Annotated in this window: 12 protein-coding genes, 2 tRNA genes and 1 pseudogene; 8 read left to right on the forward strand and 7 right to left on the reverse strand. The window is 60.4% G+C overall.

What is annotated here, in order from left to right; translation table 11 throughout:
* The 4 genes and pseudogenes from KBF66_RS15735 to KBF66_RS15750 form a co-directional block, all read left to right on the forward strand.
* A pseudogene (locus tag KBF66_RS15735) lies at window positions 1-447 on the forward strand (hypothetical protein); the annotation flags it as partial.
* Window positions 448-703: 256 nt separating this feature from the next.
* Entirely contained in the window at window positions 704-1,900 is a 1,197-nt protein-coding gene (locus KBF66_RS15740) for an amino acid aminotransferase (RefSeq protein ID WP_296659255.1), read from the forward strand.
* Window positions 1,901-1,988: 88 nt separating this feature from the next.
* Window positions 1,989-2,807, forward strand: coding sequence for a Rossmann-like and DUF2520 domain-containing protein (locus KBF66_RS15745; protein WP_296659257.1), 819 nt, complete (start codon window positions 1,989-1,991; stop codon window positions 2,805-2,807).
* On the forward strand, window positions 2,804-4,393 hold the full coding sequence (locus tag KBF66_RS15750; protein ID WP_296659260.1) for an FGGY-family carbohydrate kinase: 1,590 nt from the start codon (window positions 2,804-2,806) through the stop codon (window positions 4,391-4,393). The genes KBF66_RS15745 and KBF66_RS15750 overlap by 4 nt, the downstream gene beginning before the upstream one ends.
* Here KBF66_RS15750 and ygiD read toward each other — a convergent pair.
* Window positions 4,390-5,217 (reverse strand): 4,5-DOPA dioxygenase extradiol, encoded by an 828-nt coding sequence (ygiD, locus tag KBF66_RS15755; RefSeq protein ID WP_296659264.1) that lies wholly within the window; start codon window positions 5,215-5,217, stop codon window positions 4,390-4,392. The two genes, KBF66_RS15750 and ygiD, sit on opposite strands and share 4 nt — an antisense overlap.
* 102 nt (window positions 5,218-5,319) lie before the next feature.
* Here ygiD and phaZ point away from each other — a divergent pair, with 102 nt between their 5' ends.
* Both phaZ and rsxB read left to right on the forward strand, forming a co-directional pair.
* Complete coding sequence (gene phaZ / locus KBF66_RS15760; protein ID WP_296659267.1) at window positions 5,320-6,750, forward strand: polyhydroxyalkanoate depolymerase; 1,431 nt, start codon at window positions 5,320-5,322, stop codon at window positions 6,748-6,750.
* Window positions 6,747-7,427 (forward strand): electron transport complex subunit RsxB, encoded by a 681-nt coding sequence (gene rsxB / locus KBF66_RS15765; RefSeq protein WP_296659271.1) that lies wholly within the window; start codon window positions 6,747-6,749, stop codon window positions 7,425-7,427. Before phaZ ends, rsxB begins: the two co-directional genes overlap by 4 nt.
* On the opposite strand, the gene KBF66_RS15770 is transcribed toward rsxB, so the two are convergent.
* The 5 genes from KBF66_RS15770 to scpA form a co-directional block, all read right to left on the reverse strand.
* Window positions 7,399-7,881: a VOC family protein gene (locus KBF66_RS15770; RefSeq protein WP_296659274.1), complete on the reverse strand. Its 483-nt coding sequence runs from the start codon at window positions 7,879-7,881 to the stop codon at window positions 7,399-7,401. The genes rsxB and KBF66_RS15770 overlap by 29 nt on opposite strands.
* Window positions 7,882-7,991: 110 nt before the next feature.
* Window positions 7,992-10,040 carry an acetyl/propionyl/methylcrotonyl-CoA carboxylase subunit alpha gene (locus KBF66_RS15775; RefSeq protein ID WP_296659277.1) on the reverse strand — a complete coding sequence of 683 codons (2,049 nt, stop codon included), beginning with the start codon at window positions 10,038-10,040 and terminating at the stop codon, window positions 7,992-7,994.
* 129 nt (window positions 10,041-10,169) lie between these two features.
* Complete coding sequence (locus tag KBF66_RS15780) at window positions 10,170-11,702, reverse strand: acyl-CoA carboxylase subunit beta (RefSeq protein WP_296659280.1); 1,533 nt, start codon at window positions 11,700-11,702, stop codon at window positions 10,170-10,172.
* 64 nt (window positions 11,703-11,766) lie between these two features.
* On the reverse strand, window positions 11,767-12,813 hold the full coding sequence (gene meaB / locus KBF66_RS15785) for a methylmalonyl Co-A mutase-associated GTPase MeaB (protein WP_296659285.1): 1,047 nt from the start codon (window positions 12,811-12,813) through the stop codon (window positions 11,767-11,769).
* A gap of 37 nt (window positions 12,814-12,850) precedes the next feature.
* Window positions 12,851-15,007 carry a methylmalonyl-CoA mutase gene (scpA, locus tag KBF66_RS15790; protein WP_296659289.1) on the reverse strand — a complete coding sequence of 719 codons (2,157 nt, stop codon included), beginning with the start codon at window positions 15,005-15,007 and terminating at the stop codon, window positions 12,851-12,853.
* Window positions 15,008-15,149: 142 nt separating this feature from the next.
* Between scpA and KBF66_RS15795 the strand changes: the two genes are divergently transcribed.
* On the forward strand, window positions 15,150-15,797 hold the full coding sequence (locus tag KBF66_RS15795) for a GntR family transcriptional regulator (protein WP_296659292.1): 648 nt from the start codon (window positions 15,150-15,152) through the stop codon (window positions 15,795-15,797).
* Window positions 15,798-15,807: 10 nt separating this feature from the next.
* On the opposite strand, the gene KBF66_RS15800 is transcribed toward KBF66_RS15795, so the two are convergent.
* Window positions 15,808-15,884, reverse strand: a tRNA-Arg gene (locus tag KBF66_RS15800).
* A 166-nt stretch (window positions 15,885-16,050) separates the two neighbouring features.
* Here KBF66_RS15800 and KBF66_RS15805 point away from each other — a divergent pair.
* Window positions 16,051-16,126 (forward strand) — tRNA-Lys (locus KBF66_RS15805).
* Window positions 16,127-16,177: the final 51 nt, after the last annotated feature.

Here is a 16,177-nt window from a genome sequence, read left to right on the forward strand (position 1 = left end):
CCGGCACTCAAGATGACGGTGACCGGCACCGCCAGCCTGACGCTGGAAGCCGACGCCTTTCGCCGCGAGCAGCTCAATGCCCTGCTGCTGGCCGAAAAACGCAGCCGCCTGCCCAAAGGTACTGAAAGCCCCACCCTAGTGACCGAAGCTGAGCGCACCGACTTGCTAAAAGCCGTCTACAAACACGCCGACTTTGCCAAGCCGCGCAACCTGATCGGCCTAGCTAAAGACCTGCCCGCCCCCGAGATGGAGGCGCTGCTGCTGGCCAACCTGGGCGCATCCGAGTCGGCCATGCAAGCGCTGGCGGTGCAGCGTGGGGTGGTGGTGCGCGACTATCTGGCCAGCCTGAAGCTGCCGCTGTCGCGCCTGTTTCTGGGTGCCGCCAAGGCCGTGCCGCCTGAAGCCAAATGGCGTCCGCGCGCCGAGCTCAGCCTGGCCAACGACTAGAGTAGCGCCCAAGCCCTCAATGAAAAGGGTCGTCGTGGCGGCTACGCCCTGGCCTCGGTGTGGTGGCGCAGCCACTCGGCAAGCGACATGCAGGCGGCAGTATCCCCAGCCAGAGACCTGTTCGTGAGCCAGACGCAGCGCATTGCCAGTTTCGCTTCACGTCGCGCGAGGTCAACTCACGCAATCGGTAAAATCCGTGCCATTGCGCTCGATGCGACCCCCATCTTCCATTTACCCACTCCAACAGGACTCCCGTATGTCACTCTTTTCCGCCGTCGAAATGGCCCCGCGCGACCCGATTCTGGGTTTGAACGAGCAATACAACGCCGACACCAACCCCAACAAGGTGAATCTGGGTGTGGGCGTGTACTTTGACGACAGCGGCAAGCTGCCGCTGCTGCAATGTGTGCAGGCGTTCGAAAAAACCATGATGGACAAGCCCACCGCGCGCGGTTACCTGCCCATCGACGGCATTGCCGCCTACGACGCGGCGGTCAAAAACCTGGTGTTTGGTGCCGAGAGCGAGCCAGTCAAGTCCGGCCGCATCGCCACGGTGCAGGGTTTGGGTGGCACTGGCGGCCTCAAGGTGGGGGCCGACTTTTTGAAGCGGCTCAACCCCGCTACCAAGGTACTGATTTCTGACCCCAGCTGGGAAAACCACCGCGCGCTGTTCACCAACGCCGGTTTTGTGGTGGAAAGTTACCGTTATTACGACGCCGCCACGCGCGACATCGACTTTGCCGGCATGCTGGCCGACCTGAACGCTGCCCCCGCTGGCACCGTGGTGGTGCTGCACGCCTGCTGCCACAACCCCACGGGTTACGACATCACGCCGACGCAGTGGGACGAGGTGATTGCCGTGGTCAAGGCCAAGACCCTGACCCCATTCCTCGACATGGCCTACCAGGGTTTTGGTTATGGCATTGCCGAAGATGGTGCGGTGATTGGCAAGTTTGTCGCCGCCGGGCTGGACTTTTTTGTCTCCACCTCTTTTTCCAAGAGCTTCAGCCTGTATGGCGAACGTGTCGGCGCTTTAAGCGTGCTGTGCGCCACGAAGGACGACGCCGCGCGGGTGCTCAGCCAGCTCAAGATCGTGATCCGCACCAACTACAGCAACCCACCCACGCATGGCGGCGCCATTGTGGCGGGCGTGCTGGGCAACCCCGAGTTGCGCGCCTTGTGGGAGACCGAGTTGGGTGAGATGCGCGTGCGCATCAAGGCGATGCGGCAAAAGCTGGTGGATGGCCTGAAGGCCGCTGGTGTCACGCAGGACATGAGCTTCATCACCCGCCAGATCGGCATGTTCAGCTACTCGGGCCTGTCCAAAGACCAGATGGTGCGCCTGCGCAACGAGTTTGGCGTCTACGGCACCGACACCGGCCGCATGTGTGTGGCCGCGCTCAACAGCAAGAACGTTGATTACGTCTGCGCCTGCATTGCCAAAGTGATCTGAGTTCAACCGAAGAAGTAGCCCAATAGCTGCCTGGCGCATACTGGCATTGCGCTGGCAGCTATTTTTTTATGAGTTTCTTGAGCCTGCGATGATCACCCTGAACCTCATCGGTGCCGGCCGTGTCGGCCAGACCCTGGGGCGGCTGTTTCAGGCGGCAGGTGTTGTTGAGCTGCAAGGCGTGCTGACGCGTTCTGCCGAGTCTGTCCGGCAAGCCGTGGCGTTCATGGGCGCAGGCCAGGCTTGCACGGTTCTGGCTGAGCTGCCAGCGGCCGATATCTGGCTGCTGGCCGTGCCCGATGCGCATATTGCCACCACTTCGCGGGCGTTGTCACAGATCGCAGTGGCGCAGCGCCCGGCACTGGCGTTTCATTGCAGTGGCGCACTGGCCTGCGACCAGTTGCAAGCGCTGCGCGACCTGCGCTGGCAGGTGGCCAGTGCCCATCCGCTGCTGAGTTTTGCCCGACCGGAGCTGGCGCTGACCCAGTTTGCCGGTACGCCCTGCGCACTCGAAGGTGATGCCACAGCCCTGCGGCTGCTGGATTCGGCCTTTACCCAAATCGGGGCACAGTGTTTTGCGGTGGCCGCGCACGACAAGCTGCTCTACCACGCCGCGGCGGTGTTTGCCACCAATTTTCTGCCGGTGTTGCAGGACATGGCCGAGCAGCTTTGGCAACATAGCGGTATGCCCCCTGCCCTCATCGAGCAAATGCGCGGCACGCTGCTGCACAACGCTGTGAACAACATCGTGACGCTGGGGCCAAAAGCCGCACTGACCGGTCCAGCCGCACGGGGCGATCTGGCATTGGTGGCGGCGCAGGCCCGGGCCCTGGTGCAGTGGAATGCCCAGGCCGGTGCCGCCTATCAGGCGTTGAGCCAACTGGCGGTCAGTCTGTCGCGCGCGCCATGAGCGCACCACCCTGCCTGCTGGCGATCGACAACGGCACGCAAAGTGTGCGCGCCCTGCTGTTTGACTTGCAGGGCAACCTGATCCACAAGGCGCAGGTCGGCATCACCACTTATCAGTCGCCGCAACCGGGCTGGCTGGAAAACCACCCCGACGCCTTTTGGCAGTCACTGTGTCAGGCCTGCCAGCAGTTGTGGGCCGGCAGCCCGGTGGCCAAGAGCGACATTGCCGGGGTGGTGATCACCACGCAGCGCGGCACCACCGTGTCGCTGGACCAGCATGGCCTGCCGCTGCGACCGTCGATGATCTGGCTCGACCAGCGCCGTGCCAGCCAGGTGCCCGACTTGTCGTGGTGGTGGAAAGCGGCGCTGGGCGGCATTGGCATGCTGGAGACGGTGCACTACTTTCAGGCTGAGGCCGAGGCCAACTGGATTGCGCAACATCAGCCCGCGCTGTGGGCGCAGACGGACAAATTTCTCTTGCTGTCAGGCTATTTGAACTACTGCATGACCGGGCGCATGGTGGACTCGGTGGCGTCACAGGTCGGCTACGTCCCGTTTGACTACCGGCGTGGCTGCTGGGCGGCTGCGCATGACTGGAAGTGGCAGGCGCTGCCGATCCGGGCCCGACAGTTGCCCGAGTTGGTGCCGGCTGGCACCGTCATCGGCCAGGTCAGTGCAGCCGCAGCGGCACAGACCGGCCTGCCGCAAGGCCTGCCAGTCGTGGCCGGTGCCGCCGACAAGGCCTGCGAGGTGTTGGGCGCGGGCTGCCTGACCCCCGACGTGGCCTGCCTGTCGTTTGGCACCGCAGCCACCGTGAACACCAACACGCCGCGTTATCTGGAAGCCACGCGTTTTGTGCCACCCTACCCGTCGGCCGTGCCGGGCCACTTCAATACCGAGATCCAGATCACCCGCGGCTTCTGGCTGGTGAGCTGGTTCAAGGAGCAGTTTGGCCTGCTGGAGCAGCAAGTGGCGCAGCAGCACGGCGTCACCCCGGAGAGCCTGTTTGACGCGCTGGTGGGGGCGGTGTCACCTGGCGCTCACGGCCTGATGCTGCAGCCGTTCTGGAACCCCGGCATCAAGATTCCCGGCCCAGAGGCACGTGGCGCGGTGATTGGCTTTGGCGACATGCACAACCGCGCCCACCTGTACCGCGCCATTCTGGAAGGCCTGGCCTACGCCCTGCGCGAGGGCAAGGAACGCATCGAAAAACGTAGCGGTCAGGCGATTGACCGCGTGCGCGTGTCAGGTGGTGGCTCACAAAGTGACGCGGCCTTGCAGATCACTGCCAATGTGTTCAATTTGCCGACCGAGCGGCCCCATCTATATGAAACCAGCGGCCTGGGAGCGGCCATGGTGGCCGCCGTGGGCCTGAAATTGCACCCCGACTTTGCTGCGGCGGTGGCGGCCATGAGCCGCGTGGGGCAGTTGTTCAGGCCAGAACCCGAGCACGTTCTGACCTATGAGCAGTTGTACCAGCGGGTCTACCGTCGCATGTACCAGCGGCTCAAGCCGCTGTACCACGACCTGGCGGCCATCACCGCCCAGGGCCCCGCCCCCGCAGGTTGGCGCGATGCAGGCGTTTAACCCCAGATCACCGATCGCATCGAGATGGACGCGGCCTGAAAGCCGACGTTGAAAAACGCGGGGGTTTCGTCGGCGGCTGCGGCCCCGGCGGCATAAAGCAAAGGCAATAGATGGTCGTGGCTCGGGTGTGCCAGCCTTGCGCTGGCGAACTGCTGAAAATCCTGCAGCCCCTGCCAATTGCCAGCCTGTAGTTGCGCCGCGATGGTCTGGTCAAACTCGAACGCCCAGTCGTACGCCTGGTTGTCGGCCGCGTCGCGCTGCATGGTGCGCAGGTTGTGCACGATATTGCCACTGGCCACGATCAGCACACCCTGCTCGCGCAACGCCGCGAGTTGCCGACCCAGGGCAAAGTGCTCGGCCGGCGGGCGCTGGTAATCCATGCTGAGCTGGATCACCGGGATGTCGGCTTGCGGGAACATCGGCTTGAGCACGCCCCAAGCACCGTGGTCCAGGCCCCACGCCTGCGCGTCAAGTTGCAGCGGCTGGCCGCTGCCGGGCTGATGCAGCACCTGCGCCAGGTAAGTTGCCGCGTCGGGCCAGCCGGATGTCGGGTATTGCTGATCAAACAGCGCTTTCGGAAAGCCACCAAAGTCATGAATGGTTTTCGGCTGCGCCATGGCGGTCAGCCACCAACCGTCGGTGAGCCAATGCGCCGAGATACACACAATCAGTTGGGGTCGTGGCCAACGCGTGCCAAACTGCGCCCCGAGCGCCTGCCAACTGTCGTGCCAGGGGTTGCCAGGCAGCACGTTCATGGGGCTGCCATGGGCAACAAACAGGGCCGGCAGTCGGGCAGAGGGGCGGAAAATGGCGTGATTCGACATCAAAATAGTGCTTTCATTGCAGCGATGTTGATCGCCGGGTCATCGAGAGAAGTCAAGTCCTGTTATATTGCACCGCAACATTTTCAATCAAAAGGCCACATCGTGCTCTACAAACTCTATGAAACCCAGCGATCGCTGATGGAGCCATTCACTGATCTGGCGGCGTCGGCCGCGAAGATGTATGCCAATCCGCAGTCGATGTGGGGAAAACACCCGTTGTCGCAACGCATCTCGGCCGGCTACGACCTGCTGCATCGCCTGGGCAAGGACTACGAAAAGCCCGAGTTCGGACTGCGCACGGTGAATGTGGATGGGGTGGAGGTGGCCATTCACGAGCGCGTAGAAGTCAAAAAAGCCTTCTGCGAGTTGCGCCGCTTCAAGCGCTACACCGACGATTCGGCCACACTCACCAAGCTCAAGGACCAGCCTGCGGTGCTGATCGTGGCACCGCTGTCGGGTCATTACGCCACGCTGCTGCGCGACACGGTCAGGACCATGCTCAAGGACCACAAGGTCTACATCACCGACTGGACCAACGCGCGCCTGGTGCCGCTGAGCGAGGGCGACTTCCACCTGGACGACTATGTCAATTACGTCCAGGAGTTCATCCGTCATCTGCAAAAAATCTACGGCAACTGCCATGTGATGAGCGTCTGCCAGCCCACGGTGCCGGTGCTGGCCGCGGTGTCGCTGATGGCCAGCCGGGGTGAGACCACGCCTTTGAGCATGGTGATGATGGGCGGCCCGATTGATGCGCGCAAGTCGCCCACAGCGGTGAACAACCTGGCGATGAAGAAAGACCACAAATGGTTTGAGACCCATGTGATTTACCGTGTGCCCGCGGGTTTTCCGGGGGTGGGGCGGCGTGTCTACCCGGGCTTTTTGCAGCATTCGGGCTTTGTGGCGATGAACCCCAGCAATCACGCACGCAGCCATTACGACTATTTTCAGGACCTGATCAAGGGCGACCGCTCCAGCGCCGAGACGCACCGCAAGTTTTACGACGAGTACAACGCCGTGCTCGACATGGACGCCAACTATTATCTGCAGACCATCAAGACGGTGTTTCAGGACTTCAAGCTGGTTTACGGCACCTGGGATGTGCGCGGTGTCGACGGCAAGGTGGAGCGGGTGCGTCCGCAAGACATTGGCACCACCGCGCTACTGTCGGTCGAGGGAGAACTCGACGACATTTCGGGTTCGGGCCAGACCCGGGCGGTGCACACCATTTGCAGCGGTGTCGATGCAGAAAAGCAGGAGCATCTGGAAGTGGAAGGAGCCGGGCATTACGGCATTTTTGCCGGTCGGCGCTGGCGCGAGACGGTGTACCCGTTCGTCAAGGCGTTCATCCTGCGGTATCAGAAGTTGCCCACAGTGCCGGGTGTACAGCCCGCGCCGCCAGCCACGGCGCCGGTGGCTGTCATGGTCACAGAACCGGTCATGGCCGAAACACCGCTGGCCGAGCCTGCAGCCACGGCGGCGGCGCCTGGCGTCAAGCGCGTGCGTCGCAAGGCGCCCCTGCGCCGACCATGACCGATCTGGCGGCTCGCCTTTTGGCCGCACTGCCACAGACGCAGTGCACCCGCTGCGGCTATGCCGATTGCGCTGCCTATGCCCAGGCCATTGCGCTGGGTCAGGCCGACATCAACCAATGTCCGCCAGGCGGTGGAGAAGGTATTGCGCGGCTGGCTGCCGTCACCGGTCGGGCAGTCAAACCTCTTGATCCCGAGCACGGCGTGGAAGCCCCGCGCAGCATGATGTTTATCGACGAAGCCTGGTGCATCGGCTGCACGCTGTGCATCAAGGCCTGTCCGGTCGACGCCATCCTGGGCAGCAACAAACGCATGCACACGGTGATCGAAGCCGAATGCACCGGCTGCGAGTTGTGCTTGCCGGTCTGCCCGGTGGATTGCATTTTGGTGGAAAACGCCAGTGGCAACGCCACGGGCTGGGCGGCCTGGTCACCAGAGGCCGCTGACCGCGCCCGGGATCGCTATGCCTTTCACCGTGACAGACTGACGCGTGACGAGGCAGAGAACACGCAAAGACTTGAACAGAAAGCGCTGATGAAACTGGCCGATCTGGGCCAGCATTCACAGCATCAGGATACCGCCGTACTCGAAAGAAAACGCGCCGTCATCGAAGCGGCCCTGGCCCGGGCCAGGGCCAAACAACAGGGAACTACGCCGCCAGCGCCGCGAACGCCTTGATCACTTCGGGCGGGGCCTGCACCATCTCGATCAACACGCCCTCACCCGAGACCGGGAACTCCTCATTGCCCTTGGGGTGCAAAAAGCAGATGTCAAACCCGGCAGCGCCCTTGCGGATGCCGCCCGGCGCAAAACGCACACCTTGAGCGGTGAGCCATTCCACCGCTTTGGGCAGGTCGTCAATCCAGATGCCGACATGGTTGAGAGGCGTGGCGTGCACGGCAGGTTTCTTCTCGATGTCCACCGGCTGCATCAGGTCGACCTCCACTTTGAACGGCCCTTTACCCATGGCGCAGATATCCTCGTCCACGTTCTCGCGCTCGCTTCTGAACGTGCCGGTCAACTCCAGTCCCAGCATATCGACCCACAGTTTCTGCAGCCGGGTTTTGCTGGTGGCACCGATGGCGATCTGCTGGATACCCAGGGTTTTAAACGGGCGCGGGCTGGTACTCATCTTCAATTCCTTTGTCAAAATACTACAAATAAAGTAGCCTTCAACGCTTATGGAAATTGGGCTGAAGGCTATTCTGATAACAGATTCTGGTGAATCTCAGGCCACTGGTGTCAGGCAAACTCCACAATCGGCTGGTCCACTGCCAAGCTCTCGCCCTTGGTGGCCAACAGTTTGCCCACCACACCGTCGGCGGTGGCAAACAGCACGTTTTCCATTTTCATGGCCTCAATCACCGCCACGCGTTCACCTGCCTGTACCTTCTGACCTGGCGTTACGGCGATCTCGACCAGCAAACCCGGCATGGGCGAGAGCACGAAACGGCTCATGTCGGGCGCGGCCTTGTGAGGCATCAGGGCGTGCAACTCGGCCGCGCGCGGCAGCATCACCATCACATCGAGCTGGGTGCCGTTGTGGATGACACGAATCGCCAGCGGCTTTTTGGGTGTGCCGCGCTCGACCTGCGCTGTAAAGTGTGCGCCGTTGCAGGTGCCCTCCATTCGCACCTGGCCAAACTTGGATTCACTATGGATTGCGTAGCACTTGCCACGCACGGTGATGCGACCAAAGCGGGCCTTGTCATCAAACTCGGCGACATGCACGGGGTACTCGGTGTCGACGCTTTCCTGCCCCACGGTAATGACGACATAGTCGTTACCAATGCGCAGTTCGTGCCCTTCAAGCTGACCGCTGATGGCTTTGGAGCGGCTCAGGTAACGCCGATTGACAAACACCGCCAAGGCCACCAAAAACTCCACATCGACGTGTGGCACGTCCTCGGCCTTGAAGCCTTTGGCGTAGTTTTCGGCAATGAATCCGGTGTTGAATTGCCCTGCAACAAACTTGGGGTGCGCCAGCAGTGCCGCCTGAAACGGGATGTTGCTCGATACACCGCGAATGACAAAACCGTTCAATGCCTCACGCATCTTGGCAATGGCGTCCAGTCGGTCCTTGCCATGCACGATCAGTTTGGCAATCATCGAGTCGTAAAACATCGGGATCTCGCCACCATCCTGCACCCCGGTATCCACGCGCACGCCGTGCCATTGGGACACGTCAGAGGCGAACATGCTCTCTTGTGGCGGCTGGAACTTGACCAGACGGCCCGTGGAGGGCAAAAAGTTGCGAAACGGGTCTTCTGCGTTGATGCGGCACTCCATCGCCCAGCCGTCGCGCTTGACGTCGTCTTGCGTCAGAGGCAAAACCTCACCCGCGGCCACGCGGATCATCAGTTCGACCAGGTCCAACCCGGTAATGCATTCGGTCACCGGGTGTTCCACTTGCAAGCGGGTGTTCATTTCCAGGAAATAGAACGACTGGTCTTTGCCGACGACAAATTCAACCGTGCCGGCGCTTTGGTATTTGACCGCCTTGGCCAGCGCCACCGCCTGCTCGCCCATGGCTTTGCGCGTGGCATCGCTGATGAAGGGGCTGGGTGCTTCTTCGATCACCTTCTGGTGGCGGCGCTGGATCGAGCATTCGCGCTCGTTGAGGTACAGCACATTGCCATGGGCGTCGCCAATGAGCTGGATTTCGATGTGGCGGGGTTCCTCGACAAACTTCTCGATGAACACGCGGTCGTCGCCAAAGCTGTTGCGGGCCTCGTTTTTGCAACTGGTGAACCCCTCAAACGCCTCTTTGTCGTTGTAGGCCACGCGCAAGCCCTTGCCACCACCACCCGCGCTGGCCTTGATCATGACCGGATAGCCGATGCTTTTGGCGATCTCAACCGCCTGCTCAGCGCCGTCAATCGCATCGTTGACACCCGGAATGCAGTTGACACCCGCCGCACCGGCGAGCTTCTTGGACTCTATCTTGTCGCCCATGGCGGCGATCGAGTAATGTTTGGGGCCGATGAAAACAATACCTTCTTCTTCCACACGCTTGGCGAAACCTGAGTTTTCGCTCAGAAAACCATAGCCGGGGTGCACTGCCTGCGCACCGGTCTGCTTGCACGCCGCAATGATCTTGTCGGCCACCAGATAGCTTTCACGACTGGGGGCTGGGCCAATCAGCACCGACTCGTCGGCCAGCGCGACATGACGCGCATCCCGGTCAGCCTCAGAATAAACAGCCACGGTCTTGATGCCCATCTTGCGTGCGGACAGGATGACGCGGCAGGCGATCTCGCCACGGTTGGCGATCAGAATTTTGGTAAACATTTTGTTCTCCTGGTATGTTGTGGACAGAGCTGGTTCACTTCGTGTCACTGCGGTCTGTCCCGCAAAGTTTTAATCGGTTGAGGACAGAGCTTGCCGACTTCGTCTGGCTGCGGTCTGTCCCGCAAAGTCTCACAAGGGAATATTGCCGTGCTTGCGCCACGGGTTCTCGATCTTTTTCTCGCGCAGCATCACCAGTGAGCGGCAGATGCGCTTGCGGGTTTCGTGCGGCTGGATCACGTCGTCGATAAAGCCACGCGCACCGGCGACAAACGGATTGGCAAAGCGGGCCTTGTATTCGGCTTCCTTGGCGGAGAGCTTTTCAGGGTCGCCCTTGTCTTCGCGGAAGATGATTTCCACCGCGCCCTTGGCCCCCATCACGGCGATTTCCGCATTGGGCCAGGCCAGGTTGACATCGCCGCGCAGATGCTTGGAACTCATCACGTCATAGGCACCACCGTAGGCTTTGCGGGTGATCACGGTGATTTTGGGCACGGTGCATTCGGCAAACGCGTAAAGCAGTTTGGCACCGTGTTTGATGATGCCACCGTACTCCTGCGCGGTGCCAGGCATGAAGCCAGGCACGTCGACAAAGGTGATGACCGGGATGTTGAAGGCATCGCAAAAGCGCACAAAACGCGCGGCCTTGATACTGCTCTTGATGTCCAGGCAACCCGCCAGCACCAGCGGCTGATTGGCCACGATGCCGACCGTCTGGCCTTCCATGCGGCCAAAACCAATCAGGATATTCTTGGCGTACTCGGGTTGCAGCTCAAAAAAGTCACCGTCATCCATGGTTTTGGTGATCAGCTCCTTCATGTCGTAAGCCTTGTTGGGGTTGTCGGGCACCAGCGTGTCCAGGCTGAAGTCCATACGGTCGGCCGGGTCACCGCTCTTGCGCACCGGCGCTTTCTCGCGGTTGTTAAGCGGCAGGTAGTTGTACAGACGGCGCAGCAGCAGCAGCGCTTCGACGTCGTTTTCAAACGCCAGGTCAGCCACACCACTCTTGGTGGAATGGCTCACGGCACCGCCCAACTCTTCGGCCGTCACATCTTCATGTGTCACCGTCTTGACCACTTCGGGGCCGGTGACAAACATGTAAGAGCTGTCCTTCACCATGAAGATGAAATCCGTCATCGCCGGTGAGTACACCGCTCCCCCGGCGCACGGCCCCATGATCAGGCTGATTTGCGGAATCACGCCGCTGGCCATCACATTGCGCTGAAACACGTCGGCGTAACCGCCCAGAGAGGCCACACCTTCCTGAATGCGCGCGCCGCCCGAGTCGTTGAGGCCGATCACAGGTGCACCCACTTTCATGGCTTGGTCCATGATTTTGCAGATTTTCTCGGCATGGGCTTCAGACAGGGCGCCGCCAAACACGGTGAAATCCTGGCTGAACACAAACACCAGCCGACCACTGATCATGCCGTAGCCGGTGACCACACCGTCGCCCGGGATCTTGTTGCCCTCCATGCCGAAGTCCACACAGCGATGCTCGACAAACATATCCCACTCTTCAAAGGTGCCTTCGTCCAGCAGCAGTTCGATGCGCTCACGCGCGGTGAGCTTGCCTTTGCTGTGCTGCGCGTCGATGCGTTTTTGCCCGCCACCCAAGCGGGCGAGGTCGCGCTTTTTGTCCAGGAGTTCAATGATGTCGTGCATGATGTTGTCTCTCAATGGTCCAAGGTTGAATTGAAATAGTTTAAAAATAGATAGCTGTCAGCGCTTACCTAGTCTGGGCTGCAAGCATATTTCTTGCTGCCGTTGAGGCGGCCATGCGGCCGTTAAGCACATCGTTGGTCAATTGCGGCAGCAGCGCTTGTACCGCTGGATGCTGTCGGAAGGCTTGCTTCAAGCCCGCGTCAATGCGCTCCCACATCCAGGCCAGGGCCTGGTTCTGGCGTCGGTTAACCTGTCTGCCGTTCGTCATCTGCAAGGCCTTGAATTCCAGCACTTTGGCCCAGAACGCATCGACTCCGGTGCCCGCCAATGCGCTCAGTTGCATCACCTGCGGATGCCAAACGGCGTCGTTGTGGTGCGCGTTGTCGGGGTTGCCGTGCAAACCCAGCAAACGCAGGCTGGACGTGATTTGAGCTTGCGCACGGGTGGCGGCGTTGGCATCCAGATCGGCCTTGTTGATCACCACCAGGTCGGCCAGTTCCATCACACCCTTTTTGATGGCCTGCAAGTCGTCGCCCGCGTTGGGCAGTTGCATCAGCACAAACATGTCGGTCATGTTGGCCACGGTGGTCTCGCTCTGGCCGACGCCGACGGTCTCCACGATTACCACGTCATACCCTGCGGCCTCGCAGACCAGCATGGCCTCGCGGGTCTTTTCTGCCACACCGCCGAGTGTGCCGCTGCTCGGACTGGGACGGATAAACGCCTTCTCGTGCACCGAGAGCCGTTCCATGCGGGTTTTGTCACCCAGAATACTGCCTCCGCTGAGGCTGCTGCTGGGGTCAACGGCCAGCACGGCAACCCGGTGGCCCTGGTCGATCAGGTACAGACCCAGCGCTTCAATGAAAGTCGATTTGCCCACCCCAGGCACGCCACTGATGCCCAACCGGAAGGACCGCCCGGTGTGTGGCAGCAAAGCCGTGAGCAGATCATCGGCCTGCGCCCGGTGATCTGCGCGGGTAGATTCAAGCAGTGTGATGGCCTTGGCGATGGCGCGGCGTTGTCGCAGCCCGCTCTCGCCCGTGATGACTTCGATCGTTGAAACATCCGCCAACCGCAACCCACCCGGTTGCGAGCCCATTGTCCGCATCATGGAATTCAAACCGACATCAACCAAGGCCGAACCCAAACTAACCCAAAGCCTTCTTGATCTGCTCCAGCACGTCCTTGGCGCTGGCCGGAATCGGTGTGCCAGGGCCATAAATGCCTTTGACACCCGCCTCATACAGCATGTCGTAATCCTGGCGCGGAATCACGCCACCGACAAACACCACAATGTCATCGGCGCCCTGCTTTTTGAGTTCGGCAATGATGGCGGGCACCAGGGTTTTGTGACCCGCAGCCAGCGTCGAGACACCCACCGCGTGCACGTCGTTTTCGATCGCCTGGCGCGCACATTCTTCCGGGGTCTGAAACAGTGGCCCAATATCGACGTCAAAGCCGAGGTCGGCAAAGGCGGTCGAAACGACTTTCGCGCCGCGGTCATGACCGTCCTGACCCAGTTTGGCAATCATCACCCGCGGGCGCCGGCCTTGGGCCTGGGCAAAGGCGGCAATCTCGGTCTTGAGTGTGTCCCAGCCTTGGGCACTGTCGTAAGCCGCAGCGTAGACACCGGTCACCTTTTGCGTGTCGGCGCGGTGCCGGCCAAAGGTCTTTTCCAGCGCGTCGCTGATCTCACCCACCGTGGCGCGCGCGCGCATGGCTTTGATCGACAGGTCGAGCAGGTTGCCGGTGCCGCTGGACGCTGCGTTTTCAAGAGCTTCCAGCGCTTGCTGTACCTGGGCTGCATCGCGATTTTGCTTGACATTCTTGAGCCGGGCGATCTGCAAGTCGCGCACCGCCACGTTGTCGATGTCACGCGCGTCCACGGCGTCCTGCGTCTTGAGCTTGTATTTGTTGACACCCACAATCACGTCTTTGCCCGAGTCAATGCGCGCCTGCTTTTGTGCGGCGGCGGCCTCGATCTTCAGCTTGGCCCAGCCGCTGTCGACGGCCTTGGTCATGCCGCCCATAGCCTCGACTTCCTCAATGATGGCCCAGGCCGCATCGGCCATGTCCTGGGTGAGCTTTTCCATCATGTAGCTGCCGGCCCAGGGATCGATCACGCTGGTGATGTGGGTTTCTTCCTGGATGATGAGCTGGGTGTTGCGGGCAATGCGACTGGAAAACTCGGTCGGCAAGGCAATCGCCTCATCGAACGAATTGGTGTGCAGGCTTTGCGTGCCGCCAAACACGGCAGCCATGGCCTCGATGGTGGTGCGCACGATGTTGTTGTAGGGGTCTTGCTCGGTGAGTGACCAGCCGCTGGTCTGGCTGTGCGTGCGCAGCATCAGGCTCTTGGGCTTCTTGGCGTCAAAGCCCTTCATGATGCGGCACCACAGCAGACGCGCGGCGCGCATCTTGGCCACCTCCAGATAGAAGTTCATGCCCACCGCCCAGAAAAAGCTCAGGCGTCCGGCAAAGTCGTCCACGTCCATACCTTTGGCAATCGCGGTCTTGACATACTCTTTGCCGTCAGCTAGGGTAAATGCCAATTCCAGGGCCTGGTTAGCACCAGCTTCCTGCATGTGGTAACCGCTGATGGAAATCGAGTTGAATTTCGGCATGTTTTTGGCCGTGTACTCGATGATGTCGCCGATGATGCGCATGCTGGGCTCGGGCGGGTAGATATAGGTGTTGCGCACCATGAACTCTTTGAGGATGTCGTTCTGGATCGTGCCACTGAGTTGATCCTGCGCCACACCCTGCTCTTCGGCCGCTATCACGTAACCGGCCAGCACTGGAAGCACGGCGCCGTTCATGGTCATTGACACACTCACTTTGTCCAGTGGAATCTGGTCAAACAGGATTTTCATGTCCTCGACCGAGTCAATGGCCACACCGGCCTTGCCGACATCACCGGTCACGCGCGGGTGGTCGCTGTCATACCCCCGGTGCGTGGCCAGATCGAACGCCACACTCACGCCCTGCCCGCCTGCTGCCAGCGCCTTGCGGTAAAACGCGTTGGATTCCTCAGCGGTGGAAAAGCCGGCGTACTGCCGAATCGTCCACGGGCGCACCGCGTACATCGTCGCTTGAGGACCGCGCAGGTAGGGCTCAAAGCCCGGCAAGGTGTTGGTGTAAGCAAGGTCTTGCGTGTCTTGCGCGGTGTAAAGCGGCTTGACGCTGATGCCGTCTGGTGTTTGCCAGTTCAGGGCGTCCACTTCACCACCGGGGGCGGACTTGGCTGCGGCTTTGGCCCATTGTGTTAAATCTGACAACTGAAACTCAGGATAGTTGGTTGGCATGGCTAATTAACTCTCTTCAAGTGATCGATCAGCACCCTGCATCAGCAAAAAATCCTTGCGCTGCACGATGCCGCAGGGGCATGAGTTTACGTTATTTATAATTATTGATGCAGAAAATTCCGTCCAGCTTACAATTCCGCGCATGGCCGCCTCGTCATTAGCCCCTCGAGCACTCTACGAAGAAGTAGCAGAACTGCTGCGCCAGCGTATTTTTAATCGAGATCTTGAGCCCGGCAGTTGGATTGATGAGTTAAAAATTGCCCAGCATTACGGCATCAGCCGAACACCGCTGCGTGAAGCACTCAAAGTCCTGGCAGCAGAGGGACTGGTCACCATGAAGGTAAGGCGAGGTGCCTACGTCACGGAAGTATCGGAGAGCGATCTGGCCGAGGTTTATCATCTGTTGGCGCTGCTGGAGTCTGATGCCGCGGGGGCGGTGGCCAGGAACGCGTCAGACGCCGAGTTGCAGGAATTGCTGACTTTGCACGGTCAGCTTGAGGCTTCTGCTGAGCCTGAACAACAGGATCGAGGGAAGTTTTTCGCGGTCAACGAAAAGTTTCACATGCGCCTGCTGGAAATCGCCAGAAATCGCTGGCGCAATCAAATGGTGGCCGATCTGAGAAAAGTGATGAAGCTCAATCGGCACAACTCGCTACTCAAAACCGGTCGTATTGAAGAATCCCTGGAAGAACACCGTGCGCTGATCCAGGCCATCATGAGCAGAGATGCCAGCGCCTGCCAAAGCCGGATGCAAGAGCACTTCAGGAATGGCCTGGAAGCGGCCACCTGATACACCCGTTTGGCCTGTCCGGAGGGGATCGAACCCCCGACCCACAGCTTAGAAGGCTGTTGCTCTATCCAACTGAGCTACGGACAGGTACCCAACGTCGTTGGTCGCCGGATTCTACAGAACGGATGCTGATGACAAAAATGCAAATGGCTCGTCTGCACCCGCTCAAACCAGGGGGGATTGCACCTTAGGGTGGTCAAAAGTTTGCTGCTAGAATCTGCGAACTTTCAGGCGAGTCGGCCAGCCTGTAGATGGGAATTTAGCTCAGTTGGTAGAGCAGCGGACTCTTAATCCGTAGGTCGAGAGTTCGAATCTCTCAGTTCCCACCAGATAAGCCCTATGGCACATAGAAAGCCTGCTAGATATTCGATAGCAGGCTT

Origin of the sequence: Rhodoferax sp., assembly GCF_018063565.1 — a bacterium.
Taxonomy (GTDB): Bacteria; Pseudomonadota; Gammaproteobacteria; order Burkholderiales; family Burkholderiaceae_C; genus Rhodoferax.

What these genes read in the sequence shown, in the direction of transcription:
- KBF66_RS15740 (WP_296659255.1), top strand. Translation starts at nt 704, where the DNA reads ATGTCACTCTTTTCCGCCGTCGAAATGGCCCCGCGCGACCCGATTCTG.
- KBF66_RS15745 (WP_296659257.1), top strand. Translation starts at nt 1,989, where the DNA reads ATGATCACCCTGAACCTCATCGGTGCCGGCCGTGTCGGCCAGACCCTG.
- KBF66_RS15750 (WP_296659260.1), top strand. Translation starts at nt 2,804, where the DNA reads ATGAGCGCACCACCCTGCCTGCTGGCGATCGACAACGGCACGCAAAGT.
- ygiD (WP_296659264.1), bottom strand. Translation starts at nt 5,217, where the DNA reads ATGTCGAATCACGCCATTTTCCGCCCCTCTGCCCGACTGCCGGCCCTG.
- rsxB (WP_296659271.1), top strand. Translation starts at nt 6,747, where the DNA reads ATGACCGATCTGGCGGCTCGCCTTTTGGCCGCACTGCCACAGACGCAG.
- KBF66_RS15770 (WP_296659274.1), bottom strand. Translation starts at nt 7,881, where the DNA reads ATGAGTACCAGCCCGCGCCCGTTTAAAACCCTGGGTATCCAGCAGATC.
- KBF66_RS15775 (WP_296659277.1), bottom strand. Translation starts at nt 10,040, where the DNA reads ATGTTTACCAAAATTCTGATCGCCAACCGTGGCGAGATCGCCTGCCGC.
- KBF66_RS15780 (WP_296659280.1), bottom strand. Translation starts at nt 11,702, where the DNA reads ATGCACGACATCATTGAACTCCTGGACAAAAAGCGCGACCTCGCCCGC.
- meaB (WP_296659285.1), bottom strand. Translation starts at nt 12,813, where the DNA reads ATGATGCGGACAATGGGCTCGCAACCGGGTGGGTTGCGGTTGGCGGAT.
- scpA (WP_296659289.1), bottom strand. Translation starts at nt 15,007, where the DNA reads ATGCCAACCAACTATCCTGAGTTTCAGTTGTCAGATTTAACACAATGG.
- KBF66_RS15795 (WP_296659292.1), top strand. Translation starts at nt 15,150, where the DNA reads ATGGCCGCCTCGTCATTAGCCCCTCGAGCACTCTACGAAGAAGTAGCA.